The following is a 20839-nucleotide window of genomic DNA, read 5'->3' on the forward strand; positions in this document are numbered from 1 at the left end:
AAAACCTTCCCGGTCACGTGAAATCCTGCATCGTCGTCTGACAGAGATTCGTGACCGTCTTCCAGCTCCGGCGGGCGCAGGCCGGCGGGCTTCCGTGAGAGCGGATGTAGCCCCGGAGGAACTCGATGGTCGCCGGGTCGGAGGGGTAGCCGCTCCCGATCGCTCCGTACTGCTGTTCGAGTTCCCGGATCGCCCGGTCACGGGTGACTTTCGCGACGACGCTCGCCGCGCCGACGACCTTGTGCCGGGCGTCGGCGTGGTGTTCTGCGACGATCTCGCAGGGATAGTCGAGGAGCTCCGCAACCGTCCGCCCGTAGCGTTCTGCGTTCACGTCGCAGGCGTCCACGTAGGCGTACTCCGGCTGGAGGCTCATGAGCGCCTCGGCGTGGAGTTCGGCCACGCAGGTGTTCATGCTCATCCTGCTCCGGGCATCATCGATCCCGGCGGCATCGATGGTGACGATCGCTATCGAAAAATCGCGGAAGAGAATCTCGTAGAGCGCCTCGCGCTGTTTCGGCCGGAGCACCTTCGAGTCCCTGATGGGAAGGGTCGCAAGATCTTCGATCTCGCGGCACCCGACGGCGGCGACTACCATCGGGCCGAGAACCGAACCCTTCCCCGCTTCGTCCACCCCGCAGATCACACAACCTGATTTATTCGCAAAGGTATTTCAATGCTGACGGTTGAATCCAGATGGATGTACACGATCATCATCGGCCTTGGGGGAATCGGCCGGAACCTGACTGCGATCGCCGTGAACGCCGGCGACTCCGTGGTGGTGATCGACCAGGACGAGGAACGCGCGAGCGATATCCTGGAGCACTACGACGTTCTCGCCATCACCGGGAACGCAACCGACAAATCGGTGCTCGAGGACGCGGGGATCGACCGGGCCGATGCTCTGGTCGCCACGACGAGCGACGACGCCGTGAACCTGATGACCTGCTGGCTCGCGAAACGCTACGAAGTCGGAAACGTCGTCTCGATCGTCAACCAGAAGGAGCACTCCGATCTCTTCAACGAGGTTGGGGTGAGGATCAGCGAGAACCCCGACGAGCTGGTGGCGACCCGGCTCTACTACTGGGCGAAGAGCCCGAACCTCCAGCAGGTCGCCTCGATCCCCGGCGGCACCATCTTCGAGATCGTCGCCGACGAGGGCGCGCCCATCGTCGACCACGAGATCCGCGAGCTCGAAGTCCGGGACTTCGTCTTCATCGCCATCCGGCGTGCCGGGGGCGACCTCATCATCCCGAGCGGCACCGTCCGTATCCGGCCGGGCGACGTCATCACGGTGTTCACGAAAAAAGAGGCGGAGACGGAGACCTTAAAGACCCTCAACAAGCAGTTGATACGCTCAGGATAGCGTATCTTTGAGTGCTTTGAGTTCGAGGAGCAGTTTCGGGTTCCGCTTGATCAGTTCCTTGATGAGACCCAGGACCGAGAACTCTTTGAGGCTGCTCTGGGCGATAGATTCCGCGAGGGTGTTGAGTTTCGCGTCGTCGAGGGTGACGAAGTACTCCTTGACCTTGTAGTTCCGCTCGAGGACCGTCCCCATCTTCGATGCCCGCCATTCTGCATCGTAGGGCATCAGGGCCTCTTTCGAGCAGTCGCCCGCCGCTATGCACTTCGATGCCACCTGTGCGGCGAGCCTTCCGGTATACATGGCGTTGCCGATCCCGCCGCCGGTGATGGGGTCGACGACCCTTGCCGCGTCCCCGGCGACCATGAGCCCATCGGCGACCGTGCAGGCGAGCGGCCGGCAGACCGGGACGCCGCCCGCGATCGCCTCGATTGTCTTGCCGTTCGGGAAGTTCTTTGCGACGAACCGGTCCAGGTAGTCCTTTGCCCGGGACCCGTCCCGGCTCTTGCGGCCGGAGATGCCGATCCCGACGTTTGCCGTCCGGTTGCCCTTCGGGAAGACCCAGAGGTAGCCTTCGGGCGCGATCTCGTTGCCCAGGTAGAAATCCGTCGAGCCTGCGTCGATGTCGATGTCGGTCATCAGGTACTGGGCGCAGCTCATCATCTCCCGGAGGGGGACGACGGTGTCGAGCCCGGCCCGGCGGGCAAACTGCGCTTCCGTGCCGTCGGCGGCGATGACCACCTCGGCCCGGATATCTGCCGGTATGCCGACCGAGAGCACCTTCGCACCCCGGACCGCTCCGTTCTCCATGATCGGTGCGGTCGCCCGGGTCTTGACGATCACGTCCGCCCCGGCCTCGGCCGCCTGCCAGACGAGCTCCCGGTCAAAGATTTTCCGGTCGAGGACGTAGCCGACCTCGTTTCCCGCTCTGTCCTGTTCGAGACTGATGGCGGTGCCGTTCGGTGAGATGATCCGGGCACGCTCGATATCGGCGGCAATCCAGCGTGGGTCGGGCTTGATGAACTCTTTTAAGAGTTCTTTGCCGATTCCCTCCGCACACCGGACGGGCGTGCCGATGGCGGCGCGCTTCTCGATGAGGCAGACCGTGTTTCCGGCTTCTGCTGCTGTCTTCGCCGCAAGAGCGCCGGCGGGCCCGCCCCCGATGATGAGGATATCGTAGTTATTCTTCATGGATGACCTCCAGTGCTCCGAGCGGGCACGCCCGTGCGCAGATACCGCAGGCGATGCACTCCCGCTCAAGGCTGAGGTACACATCGATCAGCTCGAGCGCATCCTCGGGACAGACTGCGACGCAGGTGCCGCAGTATCCACACTTGTCTCGGTTTATCCTGAGCATTGTACTCATAATGTCTTCTGTCCCGCAAAAACCTTTATGCTCCTCGCGCGAGTTGCAGCACCAGAATCTTCGTCCCTGATGCCGGATCTGTGCACCGTCGTCCCGCGCCGCCCGGAGCCGGGCGGCGAGACGGCCCACTGCTCCATTAAATAGGAGTTAGCACAAATTTATCTGGGTAACGTGAATGCCATGGGATTGAAGGGCGGACCAACGCAGGACGAAGTCATGGCCGTCTCGCTCGCAAAACTCGGCATCCTCCCGGGCGACCGGGTGGCCGATATCGGGTGCGGGACGGGAAAGATTGCTGTCGCTGCATCGAAGACGGCGGAGCGGGTCTACGCGATCGACCGCCGATCGGAGGCGATCGCGTATGCCCGGGCCGAGGCGGCTCGCGCCGGTGCAGAGAACATCGAGTTCTTCGAGGGCGATGCGGTGGAGATCCTCCCGGATCTGGGGGCGCTCGACGCCGCCTTTGTCGGGGGCTCCCGCCGCCTGCCGGAGGTCCTCGACCTCCTCGCCGACCGGGTGCGGGGAAAGATCGTCGTGAACGCGGTGATGGTCGGGACGCTTCATGAGGCGATAGCGAGCATGCAGCGTCTCGGGATCTTCGAGGAAGCCGTCCACCTCCAGGTCTCGCGGTCGGCGGGGATCGCCGGCGGGGTGATGTTCAAACCCATCAATCCCGTCTACATCGTCGTCGGGGGTGCCGGATGCTCGTAGGCGTGGGGCTCGGGCCCGGCGACCCGGAACTCCTGACCCTCAGGGCGGTCAGGCTCCTTCGCGAAGCATCGGCGGTCTTTGTCCCCGGAAATCTTGCCTACGACCTGGTGCGGCCGTACCGCCCCGACGCCGTCGTCCTCAACTTCCCGATGACGAACGACGAGGACTACATCAGAACGTGCATGGAAGAGAACGCCGACCGGATTGCGCCGCACGCAGCGGACGGTCTCTCGGTATTCGGGATCCTCGGCGACCCGAACTTTTACTCGACATTCTCGCGGCTCTGCGAGGTGATCGCTGCCCGTTACCCGGAAGTCGCGTTTGCGACCGAGCCCGGGATCAGTTCCATCACGGCGTTTGCGTCGGTCGCGAACGTCCCGGTGGCCGGCGGATTTCTTGTCTCCGACGGGAACGGGCCGGAATCCCGGATCTTCATGAAAGTCAGGAAGCCGGCGGCGCTCGCGGCCTCTCTCTCGGAGGAGGGCTACTCGGAGTTCGTCCTCGTCGAGCGGATGTTCATGCCGGAGCAGCGGGTCTACCGGGGGGGCGATCTCCCCGAGAAGAGCGACTACTTCTCGATCCTCTTTGCGAGGCGGCCGCATGCTTAAATTCTCCATCGTGGGTGCGGGGCCGGGGGCGCCCGACCTCATCACCGTCCGGGGGATGGACCTCCTCCGGCGGGCGGACGTCCTCATCTACGCGGGTTCGCTCGTGAACCCGGCACTCGTGGAGGAATCGGGCGCGGGCGTGAGACTCGACAGCTGGGGGATGACCCTTGACGAGATCGTCGATGCCATCGAAGAGCACGTCCGTGCCGGCAAACTCGTCGTCCGTCTCCACTCCGGCGACCCGGCGCTCTACGGCGCGATCGTGGAGCAGATGGCGGAACTCGAGCGGCGCGGGATCGAGGCCGAGATCGTCCCCGGGGTCTCGTCGCTCTTTGCGGCCGCGGCGGCCTTAAAGACCCAGTTCACCCTCCGCGACGTCTCCGAGAGCCTGATCGTCACCCGCCCGGCGGGAGCGACGCTTGAATCGGACCTGATCCCCGAGTTATCCCGGCTCGGACAGACGATGGTGGTCTTCCTCGGAACGGAGCGAATGGAGGAGATCCTCGCCCGGGTGGAGTGCCCGCCCGATACCCCGGCGGCGGTCGTCTACCACGCTTCCTGGCCCGACCAGAAAGTCGTCCGGGGAACGGTGGCCGACATCGCACAAAAGGCCCGGGCGGCCGGGATCGAGCGGACGGCGCTGATCGTGATCGGGCGAGTGGTGGATCCGGCAACGTCCGGGTTCGGGAGGTCGGTCCTCTACTCATGACCGGGACAGTCGTGATCGCGCTCGAGCGGTTCCTCCCCGACGCCCGCCGGATCGCGGACGCTCTCGGTGCCGACGTCCTCTCCTACGGCCCGGACGTGTTCCGGGCGGCGTTTGCCGGCTACGGCCGGATCGTCGCCCTGATGTCGGCCGGGATCGCCGTCCGGGGGATAGCGCCCCTCCTCACCGACAAGTGGCGCGACCCGGCGGTGGTGGTGGTCGGGCCGGACCTCCGCTACGCCGTCCCGGTCGTCGGCGGGCACCACGGCGGAAACGACCTTGCCCGGGAACTCGCCGCTCTCGGGATCGAGCCGGTGATCACGACCGCGACCGAGACCCGGGGGCGGGAATCGGTCGAGGGGCTTGCCGCCCGCACGGGGTGCGAGATCGTGAACCGCGACTCCACCCGGGCGGTGAACGCCGCGATGCTGGACGGTGACGTTCCCCTCTACGCCGTCGCCGGCCCAGGGTTCGTCGTCGCGGGCCCGGGTGTCTCCCTCCTCGTCAGGAAGGGCGAGCACGTCGTCGGCGTCGGGTGCCGCAAGGGCGTCGACGCGGCCGAGGTGGAAGAAGCCGTCCGGCGGGCACTTCGTGAGGCCGGGATCGCCCCGGACGAGGTTCTCGTCTACGCGACGACCGCAAAAAAGCGCGGCGAGGCGGGGCTTCTCGATGCCGTCGCGAACCTGGGCGGCAACCTCGTCTTCTTAGACGACGGGACATTGAACGCACAGGAGGCTCCGTCGCCCTCGCGGGCCCCGCTGATCGGGCTTGCCGGGGTCGCGGAACCCGCGGCTCTCGCGATCGCGAAGCGCAAAGTTCTGGTTCTCGTCAAACAGACATATGGTGGTGTCACTGTTGCAATCGCACGATAGCGGCGGAGGAAGGCTGTACATCGTCGGCACCGGCCCCGGCAACCTGCTGCAGATGACGCCCCGCGCCTTGAAAGCCCTCGGCGAGGCCGACTGCGTCATCGGCAACGGGTTCTACCTCGATCTCGTCGAGCCGATGCTCGCCGGGAAAGAGGTCGTCCGGAGCAGTATGGGCAAGGAGGTCGACCGGGCGGCAAAAGCGCTCGACCTCGCGCGCGACCGTGTCGTCGCGATGGTGAGCGGCGGCGACGCCGGGGTCTACGGGATGGCGAGCATCGTCCTCGAGGTGGCCGAACGGTCGGGCTCGACGGTCGCGGTCGCGGTCGTCCCCGGGATCACGGCAGCGGTCTCGGCGGCGGCACGGCTCGGTTCGCCGCTCTCGGGCGACTACGTCACGATGAGCCTCTCGGATCTCCTGACCCCCCGGGAGGAGATCGAGCGGAGGCTCGACCTCGCGTTCCGGATGCGGGTGCCGGTCGTCCTCTACAACCCCCGTTCGAGAGGAAGGCCGCACAACCTTGATGCAGCGGTCGGGATCGCCCGCCGTCACCTCCTGGAGACGACGCCGGTCGGGGTGATCAAGAACGCCTACCGGGAGGGAGAGGAGCGGTTGATCACGACGCTTGGAGAGTTCGAAGACCACTTCGCCTTCGTGGACATGCATTCGATCGTTTTTATCGGCGGAGAAGAGACGAGGATCTGGAGGGATGAGAATGGTGCGAGAGGAATCATCACGCCCCGGGGATACCACCGGAAATACGTATACTGACCTTGCGGCGGTCACGCCGGAGGCCTACGCGATAGCGAGCGCGAGCCGGAACCTGGCCCGGGAACGGGTGGGGAACACCACCCTCGAAGACCGGATCCGGCAGCGGTGCTCGGTGGCGGTCGGCGACTTCGCGATGGCCGATCTCATGCGCTTTTCCGGCGACCCGGTCGACGCCGGGGTTGCCGCGCTTGCCCGCCGGGCACCGATTATTGTCGATATCCGGATGGTGCAGGCGGGCATCCTGAAACGCGGGCATGCAAGCGAGATCCTCTGCGCCCTCGACTACGGCGAGGATCTCGCCCGCGAGCGCGGGATCACCCGGACGTCCGCGGGGTTTCTCGCCCTGCGCGACCGGCTGGAGGGCGCTATCGTGGTCATCGGGAACGCTCCTTCGGCGCTTCTCGTCGTCTGCGACCTGATCCGGGAAGGGGTCCGGCCGGCGCTGGTCGTCGGAACCCCGGTGGGGTTCGTGAACGCCGCAGAGTCGAAGGAGGAACTGCGCATCGTCGACGTGCCGTCGGTCTCGAACGCCGGCACCCGGGGCGGGACGCCGGTCGCGGTGGCGGCGATGAACGAGATCATCACGATTCATGCCGAGCGTGAAGGTCATGCGGGACCCGGTTACTGACTTTGAGTATCCCGCGGCATGGGTGGCGGCCTGCCGCTCCCCGGACCTCCTCGACGACGTCCGGAGGGGCCTTGCGGTTCTGACCGCATCGGGAACGGTCCTTCGCCGGGGGTTCTCGACCGGGACGACGGCGGCCGCGGCCTGCAAGGCTGCAATCCTCTCGCTCGCCTGCGACACCGTTCGGGAGGTGGACGTCACCCTCCCCTGCGGCATCGCGGTCCGGCTCGCGGTCGACGGCTACCGTGGGCAGGCGTCCTGCCGCAAAGATGCCGGGGACTACACCGCGGATGTGACGGGGGGGCTTGAGTTCGTCGCGATGGCGGCCCCCTCCCTCTCCGGGGGAGTCCAGTTCGTTCCCGGCGAGGGCATCGGGAGTTTCGCCCGCGACACCCCCCGCCACCGGCGGGGGACGCCCGCGATCAGCGCTCCGGCGCTCGACTGCATCCGGCGCTCCATCGACGAGGCGGTGGAGGAGGCGGATCTATCAGGGACGACGGTCATCCTGACGATTCCCCGGGGGGCGGAGGTGGCGCAGAAGACGCTGAATCCCCGGGTCGGGGTGCACGGGGGGATATCAGTCCTCGGAACGACCGGGTTCGTGGAGCCCTGGGACGACCATATGACGGAGGGCGTGATCGACCGTATCGCCCGCGCTCCCGGAGCGGTCGTGCTGACGACCGGCAGGCTCGGCCTGCGTTACTCCCGTCTCCTCTTCCCGGAGCACGAGGCGATCCTGGTCGGGAACAAACTCGAGGAAGCACTCCGGGCGGTCGAGGGCGACGCGGTCATCTGCGGGCTGCCCGGCCTGATCCTGAAGTTCATGAACCCCGACGTCCTTTCCGGAACCGGGTGCGTGACGGTGGAAGAACTCTCGGCGACCCCGCTCTGGGAGGAGACGGTCCGCCGGGAGCTTGCAGCGTTCCGGGCGCGCTACCCCCGCGTCCGGGTGGTGATTGTCGACCGCGACGGCCGGATCATCGGGGAGCCGCCATGAAGATCGTCGGCGTGGGCTGCGGCCCCGGCATGCTGACCGCGGAGGCGGCGAGCACCATCGCGGGAGCGTCGCTCGTCTACGGCTCCGCACGGGCGATCGCGCTTGCCCGCGACGCCATCCCGGCGGGCTCTGAGGTGCACGAGATCGAGGATTACCGGGGCCTCCGCTCCCTCCCTGCCCATGCGGTCGTCCTCTCGACGGGCGACCCGATGCTCGCGGGGCTCGGCTACCTCCCGGGCGACGTCGTCCCCGGGATCTCCTCGCTCCAGGTCGCGTTCGCCCGCCTGAAGGTTCCGCTGGCGCGGGCCGCGGTCGTCTCCGCCCACGGGAAGGATCACGACCGGGCGATAGCCGAAGCGCGGGAGGAGGTCGTCCGGGGGAAGGTCGTCTTCCTCATCGCCGACCCGGCCTTCGACGTCGGGGCGCTCGCGGCCGCCCTCCCGCCCCGAATCCGGCTTGCCGTCTGCGAGGATCTCGGCTACCCGGCTGAACGGATCGCCGCCGGGACGGCGGGGGAGCCCCCGGCGCCCCGGGGCGAACTCTATGTGGTGGTGGCGGGGGCGTTTTAGAGGGTGTCCGATCTGGATACGTCACCAGGGGATAGGAGATGCATCCCCTTCTGGTTTTGAAGTCTCAGTACTTCACGAATTTCGGCACCCGACACTAAGCGGGGCGGCCTCGTAAAATTCGGTACCGAGGAGTTGGTAACACCCGGACACCGGAGTTCGCGTTCTTCGCGCCTTCGCGTGAGGTGACGGTAGGCGTAGTGCCGAGATCTCACGCGAAGAGCGCGAAGCCGCGAAGTGCGACGGATGGGGCATCCGGAGTTTGAGAAGACCGAAGGTCTTCGAAGTGCGATGGTTCGTTAGAACCGGAGCATGAGCACCGCAGGTGCGAGCCGCGACGGTCCATCCGGCCCGGAGCATGAGCACCGCAGGTGCGAGCCGCGACGTTCCATCCGGCCCGGAGCATGAGCACCGCAGGTGCGAGCCGCGAAGAACGCGAAGAGATCTGTGGAATACTGAACGTCACGCTATTCCGCAGGCGGTTGGAACCACATATTCTACGCTGTGGAAGCCGCAAGATCCGCCGCGGCGCTTTCCTTCTTCCGGAACTCGTAGCCCGACCGGAGGAGATCGAGGAAGATTGCCTCGTACGCCCCCCGCCTGCAGAGTTCGAGGTGGTAGCGGTGCACCGTCGATTTCGTCCCGTACTTTGCCGGCACGTCGCTCCAGGCGCACCCGGTGGTGAGGACGTAGAGAACACCGTTGAAGAGGTTCCGGGGGTCGCGCCGTGGCCTTCCTATGTGGGGTTTCTGGGGCGGGAGATGTCTACGGACGATCCCCCAGAGGTCGTCGTCGATCTCCCTAAACGTCATGTGCGTCGCATACGCCGGCGAAACCTTATAGTTTTGGGACGGTTCCGTCTCCCGGGATCACGCCGGACGGTAGTTCATGACGATGATCTCGCGAACCTCTCCCCGTTTCGTCCCGTCGCAGTTGATTGCCCTCCTTGCCGGAACGCGGTCGATACGGTAGCCGGCGTAGAGGTCGTCGAAGAACCCGTCTTCCGGGTCGGCGTTCTTCGGATCGGAGTTGCTCAGCATGAGCCTCGCGCCCTTTGCGTCGCAGCATGCGTAAAACTCCGCCAGACGCCTCTGCTCCTCGTCGGAGAACCTGTTCTTCGAGTACTGCGTGAACGACGACGTCCGGTTCAGCGGCCGGTAGGGCGGGTCGAAGTAGACGAAGGTGCTTTCGGAGATATACGGCTCCGCCTGCGTGAAGTCGCCTAGATGGATGGTCGTGTTCCGGAACGCGAGCGAGTCGGCGCGGAGCACCTCTTCGTGCAGGATCTTCGGCTTTTTGTACCTGCCGAACGGGACGTTGAACCCGCCCCGGGAGTTCACCCGGAAGAGGCCGTTGAAGCACGTCCTGTTGAGGAAGATGAACCGTCCCGCCCGTTCGACCCACGCTTCGCCGTACCTGGTAAAATCGACCTCCTTTCTCTCGCGGTTGAACGTGTCCCGGACGGCGTAGTAATACTCCCTCCGCCCCGAATCGTCTTTTGAGAGAAATTTTTCCTCGACGTCGCGTAGATATTCAATAAGGCCGGAGACGTCGTTTTTTACGACGCTGTAGGCGAGGACAAGTTCCTCGTTGATGTCGAAGAGGTGGCACTCCCTGAACGCAAAGGTGCTGTTGAAGTGAAAATAGACCGCCCCGCCGCCCATGAACGGTTCGACGAAGACCGGAAGGGTCCCCTCGGCGAGTTCCCGCGGAACCCTCGCGGTGAACGCATCGAGCAGTTGCGCTTTCCCGCCTGCCCACTTGAGGAACGGTCGTGCGGTGCGTGTTGCCATCGATCTCTTCCATCGGGGTGAATGCTGCAGGAAAGGTTGGTCTTGAAGGGCATTAGCGTTGCCTGTATCCCGCATTGGTTTCAGGCACCGTTGCCGCCCGTCCGAGCGCCCTGCTTTTGGGCTTTGTTAAACCACTCCCTCGGAGGGCGAATCCCCTCCGGATTATCTATATGTCGGCGATTCACGCGAAGACGCGAAGAACGCGAAGGAGTCCATCAGTACCCATCCAGACTTCGCGCCTTCGCGTCTTCGCGTGAGGCCACGTCACTGACTTCTATTGGTAATCGGGAGTTATCCAGAGATTGTGGCAAGCAGTTCAATCTGACCGTTTTTTCAGCATCTTCTCGATTGCCCACCGGCCCCGGCCGAGTTCACTTCCCAGGATCTCGACCGCCCTCTTCTTCGTCTCGCCGGACTCGATGAGTGCGGCGAACCGGGAGACCAGGATCTCGCGGTCGGTCTCCGTCCAGGGTCTGCCCCGGTTCGCCGGCTCCCCGGTCTCCGGTGTCCGGAGCGTGGAAAGCAGCCAGCCCGGTCGGGTATCCCGCAGTTCTGCGATCTTCAGGTCGAAGACCCGCTCCGAGATCTCGAACCCGGTTGCCCGGCGGTTGAGGCCGACGGCCACCTTTGCGGTCGTAAATCCGCCGAGGAACATATCACAGACGAGATCGCCTTCGTTGCTGCTGTACTGGATCATCTTTACGAGCAGTTCCGTCGGCAGTTCGTTCTTGTTCTTCGCCTGTCCCGGTTTGTACTCGCGGTTGATGCACCAGACGTCCTCACGGTCGCGGTAGTTCAGCGACCCGTTCTTCGGCCCCCGCTCCCCTGTTCCGTAGCGCGACTCCAGGTTGAACGTCCGATCGCCGCCCGGTTTTTCGTAGAAGAGGACGTGGTAGTGGGAGGAGACGTACTTTCTGCTCGTGTAGACGCCGAAACTGTAGCGCCAGATAATATGGTTGACCTCGCGAAGGTGCGTTCCGCGCAGCGCGTGGAGGATGTGGTAGAGGTTCGTGTAGCCCGAGACGATGTAGATCGACCCGCCCGGCCTTAATATCCGTTCGGCTTCCTGGATCCACCTCTGGCTGAACTCCCCGTAATCGGATGCGGGGACCTCGACGTAGCCGTCGACGACGAACGCCTCGTCACGGTTGTAGTGCTGGTGCAACCGGTCGCCGTTGATGCCGTAGGGAGGGTCGGTGACGATCAGGTCGACCGAGTCGTCGGGGATATGCGCTCTTGCCCCCGCGATGCAGTCGCCGTTGTAGAATATGTTGCCGTTGATCTCCTCGGACCTCATGGTTTTCCCTGCAGGCTCCAACGTATTCACGTTGGTCGTAGGAACATAAGATACTCGTTATGGCCCCGCGCCTCTCCCGGTTCGTGCGGCCCGCCGCCGGGAGGTGGCATTAATACAATTGAGGCAAACGCAAACCTGACTACCAGCAGTACAACAGCCCGGGAGTTTGGATAGTGGCACATTCGGAGGACCCAGGGAGTGCGTTACACACCGCAGCGCCGGAGCGGGTGGCTCATGAACGCATGGCAGCCATCCTGGCCGAGAACGAGGCGCTCCGGCACGAAAACGCCGTGCTGCAGTCCGTAAAGGACGCCTTCCAGGAGAGCGAGAAACGTTACCGGCGGCTCTTCGAGGACGATCTTACCGGGGACTTCCTCACCGACGCGGATGGCCTGATACTCGCCTGCAACCCGGCGTTCGTCAGGATGTTCGGGTTTGCTTCCATAGAAGGTGCACTGGGTACCAATATCCTGGAGCTCTATGAGGATCCCCGTGACCGCGAGACGCTCCTCGCACGCCTGCAGAGGGACGGAAAAGTCGAGAACGAGGGCCGGATCCGGAAGCGCCGGGACGGGACCCGCCTTCACGTCGTGGAGAACGTGGTCGGATACTTCAGCGCGGATGGCGAGCTGCTCGAGACCCAGGGTTACGTTTACGACGATTCGGAGCGCAAGCGGGCAGAGGAGGCTCTCCGGGAGAGCGAGGGTCGGTTCCGTGCGGTCCTCGAAAACTCGCTCGATGCGGCCTACCGGCGCAACCTCCGGGCGGACCGCTATGACTACATTAGCCCGGCCATCGAGGAGATCCTCGGTTTCACCCCGGAGGAGATGAGCGCGGTGAACCTTGAGGAGGTCATGGAGCGCATCCATCCCGACGACCGCCCGCCGGTCGAGGCGGAACTGAACGCTGCTGCCGCCTCAGGGAAAGGGCTCCTCATATACCGGTTTCTGACGAAAAACGGGGAATACCGCTGGCTTGAGGATCACCTCATGGTGATCTGTGATCCCGGCGGCCGGCCGCTCTACCGGGGCGGCATCGTCCGCGACATCACCGGGCGGAAGGAGGCCGAGGTGGAGCTCGCCCGGGTACACCGGGATCTCGAGTCCGCTCACCGGGAGACGAACCTCTACCTGGATATCCTGACCCACGACATCGGGAACACCGAGAACGTCTCGAACCTTTACGCCGAGCTGCTTGTCGACTCCATAAGAGGCGAGGCGGCTGTATACGTGGTGAACCTGAAGCGAAGCATAGCAAAGAGCATCGAGATCCTCGGCATCGTCTCCAAGATCCGGCGGATTCACGCAGGACCGCCCGAGCTCCGGTCGGTCGACCTCGATGCGGTTATTCGAACCGAGATCGACCACTTTCCGGCCGTCCCCATCACCTACGAGGGTGCATTGTGCGAAGTCGTTGCCGACGATCTCCTCTGCGAGGTCTTCACGAACCTGATCGGCAACGCCGTCAAGCACGGCGGCCCCGGCGTCGCCGTAATCGTCCGGGTCGAAGAGCAGAACGGCGAGGTGCTGGTGACGGTCGCGGATACCGGCCGGGGCGTCCCGGACGACCAGAAAGAGGAGATCTTTCACCGCTACGAGAGGAAGCAGCGGGGCGTGGGCGAGGGGCTCGGGCTGTACCTCGTGCAGATCCTCATCGATCGCTACGGCGGTCGGATCTGGGTGGAAGACCGGGTGCCCGGGCATCCGGAAGAGGGGGCGGCGTTTGTCTTCCTGCTCAGGGAAGCGGACAGCGTGCCGGCGCGGCCGTGAGAGCGGGAAAGTGAGGCCCGCTCCCACGGGTGCACCTGCCCGCCCGTCGTGTTGTTCGCTCCCGCGCAGGATACCCGGTAGATCACGCCGTTGGTATCGTCGCCCACGAGCAGTGAACGTGACTGTAGAGGAGCGAGATCCTGAGTGCCTCTCCCCTCTACTCGACCGCCCGGATCACCGCCACTCTCCACTCAACCCCGTGGAGCCCGGCCGTCGTCCAGGTAATCTCCTTCTGCACCGCCTGCCCGCCGTCGGCGGCAAACCCGTATGCCGCGGTGCCGTAACGCTCGCCGGCGACCCGGCGGGCCACGTCGAGCAGGTCCGGGTAGTCGGCGTAGAGCGGGTCTTCAAACGTCATCTTCCCGATCTGGGTTGGGTCGGTATCGTAGAGCACCCGTCCGTCCGTCTGGATGACCATCACCTGGTACGGGGTGCCGTTCGCCGCCGGGCCGGCGACGCCTGCGATCAGGTCCTCCGGCCGGAAGACGATGGAGGCGAACCCGGTGAACCGGCTCTCGTTCGTAAAGATCGGCGCGATGATGACCGTCGCCGGGATGTCTTCCGCGACCGTGATCATCTCGCTCATCATCGGCCGCTTCGTCGCGAGGATGTGCCGGACGTGGCTCTGGTTCTGGATCTCCGTATCCTCGACGCCGCGGTACGCCGCCGGTTCGACGGTGATGATCGTGGCGTCTGCGTCACTAACCGTACAGTCGACGATCGACGGATCGGTGGCGGAGAGGTTCGCGAGGATTGCGTGGGCGTCGTCGCCGGAGAGATCGGTCTCCCTGAGGTCGTATGCGGCGTACGCCAGGCGGTCGTCAAGATCCTCGAGCGCCGCGGTGATATCTGACTGCAGGCGGATGAGGAGTGCCGCAGCGTCTCCGTCGACCGCGGCGGCATTCGTCGCCGCCGGCTGATCCGCCACGCAACCGGCGACCAGGATCGCCAGGGCGGCGATGATGCATACATATACGTAAGAACTCATCAGGATTCCCTGAAAAAAGGAAAGGATGCCGGAAAGCATAAGTTCTGCTATTCCCGTCACCGGGGCGAGCGTTCCCGGAGGCGTTTCTCGCGCAGTTTCAGGCCGGCGACGGCGGCGAGAACCGCAACGACGATCGCGGCCAGGATGCCGATTCCGAGCGCGTGATTCTGCTGGTAGACGTCCAGGAGCACGTCGGAGCCGAAGGCGATGATGAGGCTGGAGGCAAGCGACCCGGTGCATACGCAGGCAAAGACCCGGGCCTTCTCCAGCCCCAGCAGCCGCCCGACGATTGCCCCGTTCATCGCTCCGGTTCCCTGGAGCGGGAAAAATACGAAGAGGACAAGCCCGATCGTTGAGAATCGCCGGATCCAGGGCCGGGCATCGGTGTAGTTCCGGCCCGCCGTCATCCCGCTCTCGAGCACCCGACCGATAAGCGGGATCTTCAGCGCCAGATCGAAGTTCCAGACAACGAAGAGGGAGACGGCCACGTCGAGGAGGAAGATCGCGAGGGTGACGAGCCACCAGGGGTAGCCCATCACGATCGCGATGGGGATGATCGACTCCTTCCCGGCCGGGGGGACGAAGTAGGCGGCGAGCAGCCCCGAGATGACGAGGAACTGCTGGTAGGGCTCGATCAGGTAGAGCGCCGCAAAAATGGCCAGGGCAATGACGATCGGGAGGACGAATTTTATGGGGCCGGTAAGGTAGGGGTTTGCGAGGAGGGCCTTGTAGCCCTCCGGCCTCGGAATATTGGTCGTATCGTCCGCGCTCATGGGTCGATCTCCGGCCGGGAGATACTCAATTCAGATTGGGGTTTTGGGGTTAATACGTTATCTGCAGAGGTTCCAGCAGGTTCATGTTCATGAAGTGCAAGGATAGGTAGCATGACCCCTGTCCCCGTCACCCGGTCGCCTCGTGCCCTCCCCGTTGTCGATGCCGGCACCCGGGAGAGCGCCTTGTGCACGATCGCGAACGTCGCGACCGCGCTCGAGACCCTGCGCGAGGTGAGAAAGCACGTTCGCGGCGACCACAAGCGGCGCCTCGACGATGTCGCGGTGGTCCTCCGTGTCGCTGCGCTCGATGCCCAGGCGACCTACGCGATCACCGACGAAGAGGCCCGGTCGTTCATCAGGGACTGTCGTTCGAGGTGAGTTCGCCGGGCAGCAGCGGATCGGTGAGGGCGTGAATGAAGCGTTCCCACCGGTCCGGACCGTCCCCGACGTAGTCCCGGACGATCCGGTAGCCCTCGTTCAGGGCCACCGGGTACGCCCGGGACTCCTCGATGAACCGGATACGCGCCTGTGCTGCTTTCGGATCGAGGAGCAGGACGTTCTGGAGGAGCAGGGACGCCTCCTCCCGCGGCAGCGCACCGCCGAGGTACCCGCGGGCCACCCGGGCGTTTCCCGTGAGGTTCAGGGCCGCGGACGCGGTAACGACCGCATCGAAGAGAGCAGCATCCGCCGTCTCGAACCCGGCCTGGGGGAAGAGAACCTCCTCGAAGAACCGCGCCCGCTCGGGAGCGGGGAAGATCATCTCCTCCCCGAGCACGGCGGCCCCTTCGGCGACCGTCGCGAGCGGCGACGCGAGGGTGACGACCGCGTGCTCGATCCAGCCCCGGGCACGGACGAGTGCCGCCTCCCGGATCACCCGCATCGTGTGGCGGCCGGGGTAGCCCTCGTGGCAGGCGTAGGCAAGTGCCCGGTCGACGGTGACCGGCAGATCGGCGTTCACCCGGATAAGGCTCGCCCCGTCCCCGAGGTAGCGGATATACGCTTCCCACGGCTCCCCGGCGGCGTAGCCGATCTCGAGCCGCTCCCCTGCCGGGAGCGGCAAGCGTTCAGCCGTCCTGCGGCGGCTTTCGGCAAATGCTGCCGCAAAAACCGGTTCCAGCCGGCCGGACGGGATGACGAACGAGTCCATGAACGCCCGGTAACGAACGGGAAGGTCGCCGTTTCCGGGAAGACTGGCATCGAGCGCTGCATGGAGGTCGTCGTACCAGGCAGGGTCGTCTTCCTGCGCCGCGACCCCGTAGAGCGCCTCGGTCTCGGCATTGAAGGTGGTGCTCTCCCCCGCGAGGATTCCGGCACGGGCTTCGAGCGCCCGGATCATCTCCCGGAGATGGGTGTGGCGCATGCGTCCTGCGCCTTCCAGACGGTCGGGGTCGATCCTGTCCAGGGTGGCAAGGAGGTCCGCGGCGTACCCGGCGATGCGGTCCGGCGGGACCGTGACCATGAGCGCCTCGTCCCGCACCGCCGCCGGGCCGAAATAGGCATCCACGAACACCTGATCGTGCGCCCCGAGCCAGAGGGCGCATTTGACGTAAAATCGGGCCACGGCGTCCATATCCCTGGCCTCGGCGGCGTTCTTTCCGGTGTAGGCTGAAGGCTCCATCCATCACCTCCCGGTAAATTATGCGCTCCACGGCTACTTAATCGCCGTGATCCGCATTCGCCGACAGAGGGTTTAACCGGTTCCGCGCCAACCTCTGGAATGATGCACGAGTCGCTCCGGCAGGTCGTCCACCTCATCTTCGGTCTCGGGATTGCAGGTTTCGTCCTCCTCTTCGACCGCGATCTCGTCCTCTCCGTCCTCGTGCTCGCTCTCTTCGCGGGGTTCATCCTCTCCGACGCCATCTCCCGGGGCTACACCATTCCGGTCGTCTCGCCGATCATCGCCGGTCTCGAGCGACGCGACGCCGCCCCCGGGAAAGGAGCGCTCTTCTTCGCGCTCGGCGCTCTCTTCTGTATCGCCTTCTTTGCACAAGAGGTCGCCTTCATGGGGCTCGTCGTGCTCTCGCTCCTCGACAGCGTCACCACCCTTGCCGGCGTCCGGTTCGGCAGAATCCGGGCCTATAATCACAAATCGCTCGAAGGCACACTCGCCGGGTTCGCGGCGACGGCGATCGTGCTCTCGCTCCTCGTCCCGCCCGGGGTAGCCCTCCCGACCGCGGCAGCCGCGGCCGTCGCCGAACTGGCGAGCCCCGTGGACGACAATCTCGTCGTCCCGGTCGTGGCCTGCATCGCCCTCACGCTGCTGCTCTGAATGCGTTGAACCGCCCGGTTCAATTATTGTATATACGTCCGTTCCCGATCTCTCTTCCACCAGAGGTGAAGATCGATGAAACGCATCATTGCAGCAGTCATGATCGTCTTCCTCCTCCTCCCCGGGTTCGCGGCCGCCGCTCCCGGGAACGGCAGCCTGGGGGGAGAGCAGGTCGGGAACAGCGAGACGAACACGACACCGGGAGGAGAGCAGTGGGTGGGGGCGGAGGAGAATACAACCCTCCGCGCGGAAGAGAACGTCCCTGACAGGCAACGGGTGAGGACAGGAGAGAACGAGACCGCCGGGGACCGGGTGCGGGCTTCGGAGAATACGAGCCCACGGTGGGGAGAGGATGTCCCCGACCGGAACCGTGTCCGGCTCGCAGTCCACGCCCTGCTCGGCGCTGAGAACCGGACCGGCGGCATAGGGGAGAACGTCTCCGCCATCGCCCGGGAGATCAACAACTCGGTCCAGAAGACTTTTGAGGCCGAGGAGCAGATCCGGGCCCGGCACGGGTTCATGCGGTTCCTCTTCGGCGGCGATGCAGAAGCCGCCCGGTTGATCGAGGAGGAGGCGCAACGGAACCGGGAGCGGGCCGCGGAACTCGGATACCTGATTGGAAACTGCACCTGCGACGACGCAACCCGGGCGATGCTCCAGGAGCAGGTCCGGACGATCGAGCAGGAGCAGGACCGGCTGAGAGTTCTTGCGAGCGAAGAGATGCAGGTTCGCGGCCTCTTCTCCTGGCGGTAAGGTCCCCCGGTCTTTTACTCCCGCTCTTTTTCCCGCCCGCAATGCTCGAGCCGGTTGCACTCCGGGCAGGTGGTGAAGATCCCGCAATCGGAACAGTCCTCGCCGGTGCAGGGCTGAACCCGGATCGTGACGTTCGTCCGGGGGAACTCCTGCTTGACGTCGGCCTCCACGCGCTTCACGACTCCGTACGCCTCTTCGAGGGTTGCGGTCCGCGGGACGACCAGGTGAAAATCCACGAACCGGTTCGGTCCCGATCGGCGGGTCCGGAGCCGGTGAAAACCGATGGCGTCCGTGCAGTGCCCGCTGATGATCTCCCGGATCCGGTTCTCCTCGTCGGCGGGGAGGCTCCTGTCGACGAGATCTTCGAACGAGCGCCGGATGAGGTCGAAGGCCGCCCGGAGGATGATGGCGGCGACCGCGAGCGCGATGAGCGAGTCGAGCACCACAAGACCGGTCACCCGGATCAGGACGAGCCCTACGACGACCCCGGCGGAGGTGTAGACGTCCGTCCGGAGGTGCCAGGCGTCGCTCTCGAGCGCGATCGATTCGGTCTTCTTCGCCACCGTCATCAACCGGGAGGAGACGTAGAAATTTACCCCGGCCGAGAGCAGCATGACGGCGATACCGAGCCCGAGCCCCTCGACGTTCAGCGTCTCCTCGCCACCGAGGAGGTTTCTCGCCGCTTCGTTGATGATCAGGAGAGCCGCCGCGAGGATCAGGACCGCTTCAAGAAGCCCCGATATGCTCTCGTACTTCCCGTGCCCGAAGGTGTGGCACTCGTCGGGCGGCCGGGCCGACTGGCGAACCGAGAAATAGGCGATGGTTGCGGCTATCAAGTCGATGGCGGAGTGAATCGCCTCGGAGATGATCCCCACCGATCCGATGGATACGCCGACGGCGAGTTTCGCCGCGACGAGAAGCGTGTTCGACGCGACCGAGAGACGTGCGGTCTTTTCTTTGAGCGCACTCTCCTGTTCTCCCGGAATGACCGCCTCCATACCTGATGAGTGGTTAACCCTTCTCCGGGATAGGGTTTGCGTGCCGGAGGCTTCCCGGGAGGTGCAACCGGCAGCCCCCTCAATCGACCGTGAGGATGATGAGCGAATCGGTCCCCTCGCGTCCGGGAGATACCCCCTCGGTCAGCACCACGCGCTCACCGGGCGAGATCAACCCCGAGTCCCGGATCGAGTCGAGGATCGCCCCGTGCCAGTACTCCTTCTCGCTCCGGATCAGGAACGGGCTTACCCCGTAGGAGAACGCCAGGAACTTGAAGGTGCTCGGGTTCCGGGTGAACGCGAGGATCCACGCCCCGGGCTTGAACCGGGAGATGTTCCTCGGGGTGCTCCCGGAGCGGGTGGGGGTCAGCACGTAGTGGATGCCGAGCGCGTCCAGCGCCTCGATGACGTTTAGCGAGACGACGTCGTTGACGGTGATCTCCTCGCGCCCCTTTCCGCGCCGGAAGTAGTCGAGCGGGCTGCACCCGGCCCCGACAAGGGAGCGCTTCTCCTCGGTCGACCGGGCGATTTTCGCCATCATTGCGACCGTCTCGACCGGGTACTTCCCGATCGACGTCTCCTCGGAGAGCATGACAGCGTCGGTGCCGTCGAGGATGGCGTTCGCGACGTCGGTCACCTCCGCCCGGGTGGGCCGGATGTTGTCGGTCATCGACATCAGCATCTGGGTGGCGGTGATCGCCGGCCGGCCGAGAATGTTGGCTTTCTGGATGATCCGCTTCTGCACCGCGGGGACCTCCTCGATGGGTGTCTGGACACCGAGATCGCCCCTGGCGATCATGACCCCGTCGGTCTCCCGGAGGATCTCGTCGAGGTTTGCGAGCGCTTCCTGCCGCTCGATCTTGGCGATCACTTTGATGGACTTCCCGGATCGGGCGGCATACTCCCGTGCTTTCAGGATGTCCTCCGCCCGCTCGATGAAGGAGATACTGAAGGTGTCAAGCCCTTCGGCAAGCCCGAACTCGATGCACTCGAGGTCCCGGTCGGTCACGGCGCTGAGGGCGACGATCCCCCCGCCGCCGACGAGACTCATCCCCTTGCGCGAGAGGAGGGGGCCGCCGATGACCACCGTCGCCCGGACCTCGTTCTCGGCAACCTCATCGACCTGGAGCTGGAGGAACCCGTCGTTGAGGAAGATGGTGCTCCCCTCCGAGACCAGCTGCGGGAACTGGTCGAAGTCGACGGGGATCCGGGATGGATCGCTCGACGCCGGGGTGGTCGTGAGGGTGACGGTCTCACCTTTGTGGAGTTCCAGGGGCTCGTATGCGAGATCGCCGATCCGGATCTTCGGCCCCGGCAGGTCGAGCAGGATCGTGACCGGGAGCCCCGTATCCTCCGCGGCGGTACGGATGTTTCGGATGTTCTCGCGGTGCTCGTCGAACGATCCGTGGGAGAGATTGAGCCGGGCGACGTTCATGCCGGCGAGGAGCATCCGGGAGAGCGTCTCCCGGGAGCGCGATGCGGGCCCGATGGTACAGACAATCTTTGTTTTATGGTCGGGCAGGCTCATCCGCTTCCGTTTCGCCTGCTCGGATATCCGTTGCAGCACCTCTTCGAGCATCATACGTACCCTTCGGGCATCGGCACCGGATTAACCTTCTCCCGGG

The 20839-nt window shown here is 64.9% G+C and carries 24 protein-coding genes; 13 read left to right on the plus strand and 11 right to left on the minus strand.

Going from position 1 to position 20839, the window contains the following annotated elements; all coding sequences use genetic code 11:
• Nucleotides 1-13 precede the first annotated feature (13 nt).
• Nucleotides 14-643 (minus strand): ribonuclease HII, encoded by a 630-nt coding sequence (gene rnhB, locus MEMAR_RS02450; RefSeq protein WP_048063727.1) that lies wholly within the window; start codon nucleotides 641-643, stop codon nucleotides 14-16.
• 54 nt (nucleotides 644-697) lie between these two features.
• Between rnhB and MEMAR_RS02455 the strand changes: the two genes are divergently transcribed.
• Nucleotides 698-1363 carry a potassium channel family protein gene (locus tag MEMAR_RS02455; RefSeq protein WP_048063728.1) on the plus strand — a complete coding sequence of 222 codons (666 nt, stop codon included), beginning with the start codon at nucleotides 698-700 and terminating at the stop codon, nucleotides 1361-1363.
• Here MEMAR_RS02455 and MEMAR_RS02460 read toward each other — a convergent pair.
• A complete protein-coding gene (locus MEMAR_RS02460; protein WP_011843349.1) occupies nucleotides 1355-2551 on the minus strand; it encodes an NAD(P)/FAD-dependent oxidoreductase in 1197 nt (398 codons plus the stop codon). The genes MEMAR_RS02455 and MEMAR_RS02460 overlap by 9 nt on opposite strands.
• On the minus strand, nucleotides 2541-2717 hold the full coding sequence (locus MEMAR_RS02465; protein WP_048063729.1) for a 4Fe-4S binding protein: 177 nt from the start codon (nucleotides 2715-2717) through the stop codon (nucleotides 2541-2543). The genes MEMAR_RS02460 and MEMAR_RS02465 overlap by 11 nt, the downstream gene beginning before the upstream one ends.
• A 189-nt stretch (nucleotides 2718-2906) precedes the next feature.
• Here MEMAR_RS02465 and cbiT point away from each other — a divergent pair, with 189 nt between their 5' ends.
• The 8 genes from cbiT to MEMAR_RS02505 are packed head-to-tail and all read left to right on the plus strand — an operon-like array spanning nucleotide 2907 to nucleotide 8580.
• Nucleotides 2907-3437: a precorrin-6Y C5,15-methyltransferase (decarboxylating) subunit CbiT gene (gene cbiT / locus MEMAR_RS02470; RefSeq protein WP_011843351.1), complete on the plus strand. Its 531-nt coding sequence runs from the start codon at nucleotides 2907-2909 to the stop codon at nucleotides 3435-3437.
• Nucleotides 3428-4045 carry a cobalt-factor II C(20)-methyltransferase gene (locus tag MEMAR_RS02475; protein ID WP_011843352.1) on the plus strand — a complete coding sequence of 206 codons (618 nt, stop codon included), beginning with the start codon at nucleotides 3428-3430 and terminating at the stop codon, nucleotides 4043-4045. Before cbiT ends, MEMAR_RS02475 begins: the two co-directional genes overlap by 10 nt.
• Nucleotides 4038-4754, plus strand: coding sequence for a cobalt-precorrin-4/precorrin-4 C(11)-methyltransferase (locus MEMAR_RS02480; RefSeq protein ID WP_011843353.1), 717 nt, complete (start codon nucleotides 4038-4040; stop codon nucleotides 4752-4754). Before MEMAR_RS02475 ends, MEMAR_RS02480 begins: the two co-directional genes overlap by 8 nt.
• Complete coding sequence (gene cbiG, locus MEMAR_RS02485; protein ID WP_011843354.1) at nucleotides 4751-5623, plus strand: cobalt-precorrin 5A hydrolase; 873 nt, start codon at nucleotides 4751-4753, stop codon at nucleotides 5621-5623. The genes MEMAR_RS02480 and cbiG overlap by 4 nt, the downstream gene beginning before the upstream one ends.
• On the plus strand, nucleotides 5592-6389 hold the full coding sequence (gene cobJ / locus MEMAR_RS02490) for a precorrin-3B C(17)-methyltransferase (RefSeq protein WP_011843355.1): 798 nt from the start codon (nucleotides 5592-5594) through the stop codon (nucleotides 6387-6389). The genes cbiG and cobJ overlap by 32 nt, the downstream gene beginning before the upstream one ends.
• Nucleotides 6334-7017, plus strand: a complete 684-nt coding sequence (locus tag MEMAR_RS02495) for a precorrin-8X methylmutase (RefSeq protein WP_143706304.1) — start codon at nucleotides 6334-6336, stop codon at nucleotides 7015-7017. The genes cobJ and MEMAR_RS02495 overlap by 56 nt, the downstream gene beginning before the upstream one ends.
• Nucleotides 6998-8011, plus strand: a complete 1014-nt coding sequence (locus tag MEMAR_RS02500; protein ID WP_011843357.1) for a cobalt-precorrin-5B (C(1))-methyltransferase — start codon at nucleotides 6998-7000, stop codon at nucleotides 8009-8011. Before MEMAR_RS02495 ends, MEMAR_RS02500 begins: the two co-directional genes overlap by 20 nt.
• Entirely contained in the window at nucleotides 8008-8580 is a 573-nt protein-coding gene (locus MEMAR_RS02505; RefSeq protein ID WP_011843358.1) for a cobalt-precorrin-7 (C(5))-methyltransferase, read from the plus strand. Before MEMAR_RS02500 ends, MEMAR_RS02505 begins: the two co-directional genes overlap by 4 nt.
• A 494-nt stretch (nucleotides 8581-9074) precedes the next feature.
• Here the strand turns inward: MEMAR_RS02505 and MEMAR_RS02510 are convergent, their stop codons facing one another.
• The 3 genes from MEMAR_RS02510 to MEMAR_RS02520 all read right to left on the minus strand — a co-directional run bounded on the left by MEMAR_RS02510 (nucleotide 9075) and on the right by MEMAR_RS02520 (nucleotide 11667).
• Nucleotides 9075-9389 (minus strand): transposase, encoded by a 315-nt coding sequence (locus tag MEMAR_RS02510; protein ID WP_011843359.1) that lies wholly within the window; start codon nucleotides 9387-9389, stop codon nucleotides 9075-9077.
• A 57-nt stretch (nucleotides 9390-9446) separates the two neighbouring features.
• Entirely contained in the window at nucleotides 9447-10370 is a 924-nt protein-coding gene (locus MEMAR_RS02515) for a DNA adenine methylase (protein ID WP_048063730.1), read from the minus strand.
• 316 nt (nucleotides 10371-10686) lie between these two features.
• Nucleotides 10687-11667 (minus strand): DNA-methyltransferase, encoded by a 981-nt coding sequence (locus MEMAR_RS02520; RefSeq protein ID WP_011843361.1) that lies wholly within the window; start codon nucleotides 11665-11667, stop codon nucleotides 10687-10689.
• A gap of 242 nt (nucleotides 11668-11909) precedes the next feature.
• On the opposite strand from MEMAR_RS02520, the gene MEMAR_RS12420 reads away from it, so the two are divergent.
• The gene (locus MEMAR_RS12420; RefSeq protein ID WP_052291843.1) at nucleotides 11910-13436 is read left to right on the plus strand and encodes a PAS domain S-box protein; all 1527 of its coding nucleotides are present in this window, start codon (nucleotides 11910-11912) and stop codon (nucleotides 13434-13436) included.
• A 157-nt stretch (nucleotides 13437-13593) separates the two neighbouring features.
• Here the strand turns inward: MEMAR_RS12420 and MEMAR_RS02530 are convergent, their stop codons facing one another.
• Both MEMAR_RS02530 and MEMAR_RS02535 read right to left on the minus strand, forming a co-directional pair.
• Nucleotides 13594-14424: a cache domain-containing protein gene (locus MEMAR_RS02530; RefSeq protein ID WP_143706305.1), complete on the minus strand. Its 831-nt coding sequence runs from the start codon at nucleotides 14422-14424 to the stop codon at nucleotides 13594-13596.
• Between the two features lie 56 nt (nucleotides 14425-14480).
• Nucleotides 14481-15197 carry a small multi-drug export protein gene (locus MEMAR_RS02535; protein WP_011843364.1) on the minus strand — a complete coding sequence of 239 codons (717 nt, stop codon included), beginning with the start codon at nucleotides 15195-15197 and terminating at the stop codon, nucleotides 14481-14483.
• A gap of 111 nt (nucleotides 15198-15308) precedes the next feature.
• Between MEMAR_RS02535 and MEMAR_RS02540 the strand changes: the two genes are divergently transcribed.
• Nucleotides 15309-15575 carry a hypothetical protein gene (locus MEMAR_RS02540; protein WP_011843365.1) on the plus strand — a complete coding sequence of 89 codons (267 nt, stop codon included), beginning with the start codon at nucleotides 15309-15311 and terminating at the stop codon, nucleotides 15573-15575.
• Here the strand turns inward: MEMAR_RS02540 and MEMAR_RS02545 are convergent.
• Nucleotides 15553-16815, minus strand: coding sequence for a hypothetical protein (locus MEMAR_RS02545; RefSeq protein ID WP_011843366.1), 1263 nt, complete (start codon nucleotides 16813-16815; stop codon nucleotides 15553-15555). The genes MEMAR_RS02540 and MEMAR_RS02545 overlap by 23 nt on opposite strands.
• Before the next feature lie 99 nt (nucleotides 16816-16914).
• On the opposite strand from MEMAR_RS02545, the gene MEMAR_RS02550 reads away from it, so the two are divergent.
• Both MEMAR_RS02550 and MEMAR_RS02555 read left to right on the plus strand, forming a co-directional pair.
• Complete coding sequence (locus MEMAR_RS02550; protein WP_011843367.1) at nucleotides 16915-17466, plus strand: diacylglycerol/polyprenol kinase family protein; 552 nt, start codon at nucleotides 16915-16917, stop codon at nucleotides 17464-17466.
• A 75-nt stretch (nucleotides 17467-17541) separates the two neighbouring features.
• Nucleotides 17542-18219: a hypothetical protein gene (locus MEMAR_RS02555; RefSeq protein WP_011843368.1), complete on the plus strand. Its 678-nt coding sequence runs from the start codon at nucleotides 17542-17544 to the stop codon at nucleotides 18217-18219.
• A gap of 14 nt (nucleotides 18220-18233) precedes the next feature.
• Here MEMAR_RS02555 and MEMAR_RS02560 read toward each other — a convergent pair whose 3' ends face one another.
• The gene (locus MEMAR_RS02560; RefSeq protein ID WP_011843369.1) at nucleotides 18234-19217 is read right to left on the minus strand and encodes a cation diffusion facilitator family transporter; all 984 of its coding nucleotides are present in this window, start codon (nucleotides 19215-19217) and stop codon (nucleotides 18234-18236) included.
• Nucleotides 19218-19296: 79 nt separating this feature from the next.
• Nucleotides 19297-20796, minus strand: coding sequence for a pyruvate kinase (pyk, locus tag MEMAR_RS02565; protein ID WP_011843370.1), 1500 nt, complete (start codon nucleotides 20794-20796; stop codon nucleotides 19297-19299).
• Nucleotides 20797-20839: the final 43 nt, after the last annotated feature.

The sequence above is a fragment of the Methanoculleus marisnigri JR1 genome (assembly GCF_000015825.1).
In the GTDB taxonomy this organism is placed as follows: Archaea; Halobacteriota; Methanomicrobia; order Methanomicrobiales; family Methanoculleaceae; genus Methanoculleus; species Methanoculleus marisnigri.

Coding starts and splice junctions, on each gene's coding strand:
- MEMAR_RS02515 (WP_048063730.1), bottom strand. CDS start 10,370: ATGGCAACACGCACCGCACGACCGTTCCTCAAGTGGGCAGGCGGGAAA.
- MEMAR_RS02460 (WP_011843349.1), bottom strand. CDS start 2,551: ATGAAGAATAACTACGATATCCTCATCATCGGGGGCGGGCCCGCCGGC.
- cbiG (WP_011843354.1), top strand. CDS start 4,751: ATGACCGGGACAGTCGTGATCGCGCTCGAGCGGTTCCTCCCCGACGCC.
- MEMAR_RS02510 (WP_011843359.1), bottom strand. CDS start 9,389: ATGACGTTTAGGGAGATCGACGACGACCTCTGGGGGATCGTCCGTAGA.
- MEMAR_RS02500 (WP_011843357.1), top strand. CDS start 6,998: ATGCGGGACCCGGTTACTGACTTTGAGTATCCCGCGGCATGGGTGGCG.
- MEMAR_RS02520 (WP_011843361.1), bottom strand. CDS start 11,667: ATGAGGTCCGAGGAGATCAACGGCAACATATTCTACAACGGCGACTGC.
- MEMAR_RS02535 (WP_011843364.1), bottom strand. CDS start 15,197: ATGAGCGCGGACGATACGACCAATATTCCGAGGCCGGAGGGCTACAAG.
- MEMAR_RS02475 (WP_011843352.1), top strand. CDS start 3,428: ATGCTCGTAGGCGTGGGGCTCGGGCCCGGCGACCCGGAACTCCTGACC.
- MEMAR_RS02465 (WP_048063729.1), bottom strand. CDS start 2,717: ATGCTCAGGATAAACCGAGACAAGTGTGGATACTGCGGCACCTGCGTC.
- MEMAR_RS02560 (WP_011843369.1), bottom strand. CDS start 19,217: ATGGAGGCGGTCATTCCGGGAGAACAGGAGAGTGCGCTCAAAGAAAAG.
- MEMAR_RS02480 (WP_011843353.1), top strand. CDS start 4,038: ATGCTTAAATTCTCCATCGTGGGTGCGGGGCCGGGGGCGCCCGACCTC.
- MEMAR_RS02545 (WP_011843366.1), bottom strand. CDS start 16,815: ATGGAGCCTTCAGCCTACACCGGAAAGAACGCCGCCGAGGCCAGGGAT.
- MEMAR_RS02455 (WP_048063728.1), top strand. CDS start 698: ATGTACACGATCATCATCGGCCTTGGGGGAATCGGCCGGAACCTGACT.
- MEMAR_RS02505 (WP_011843358.1), top strand. CDS start 8,008: ATGAAGATCGTCGGCGTGGGCTGCGGCCCCGGCATGCTGACCGCGGAG.
- MEMAR_RS02495 (WP_143706304.1), top strand. CDS start 6,334: ATGGTGCGAGAGGAATCATCACGCCCCGGGGATACCACCGGAAATACG.
- cobJ (WP_011843355.1), top strand. CDS start 5,592: ATGGTGGTGTCACTGTTGCAATCGCACGATAGCGGCGGAGGAAGGCTG.
- cbiT (WP_011843351.1), top strand. CDS start 2,907: ATGGGATTGAAGGGCGGACCAACGCAGGACGAAGTCATGGCCGTCTCG.
- pyk (WP_011843370.1), bottom strand. CDS start 20,796: ATGATGCTCGAAGAGGTGCTGCAACGGATATCCGAGCAGGCGAAACGG.
- MEMAR_RS12420 (WP_052291843.1), top strand. CDS start 11,910: ATGGCAGCCATCCTGGCCGAGAACGAGGCGCTCCGGCACGAAAACGCC.
- MEMAR_RS02555 (WP_011843368.1), top strand. CDS start 17,542: ATGAAACGCATCATTGCAGCAGTCATGATCGTCTTCCTCCTCCTCCCC.
- MEMAR_RS02550 (WP_011843367.1), top strand. CDS start 16,915: ATGATGCACGAGTCGCTCCGGCAGGTCGTCCACCTCATCTTCGGTCTC.
- MEMAR_RS02530 (WP_143706305.1), bottom strand. CDS start 14,424: ATGAGTTCTTACGTATATGTATGCATCATCGCCGCCCTGGCGATCCTG.
- MEMAR_RS02540 (WP_011843365.1), top strand. CDS start 15,309: ATGACCCCTGTCCCCGTCACCCGGTCGCCTCGTGCCCTCCCCGTTGTC.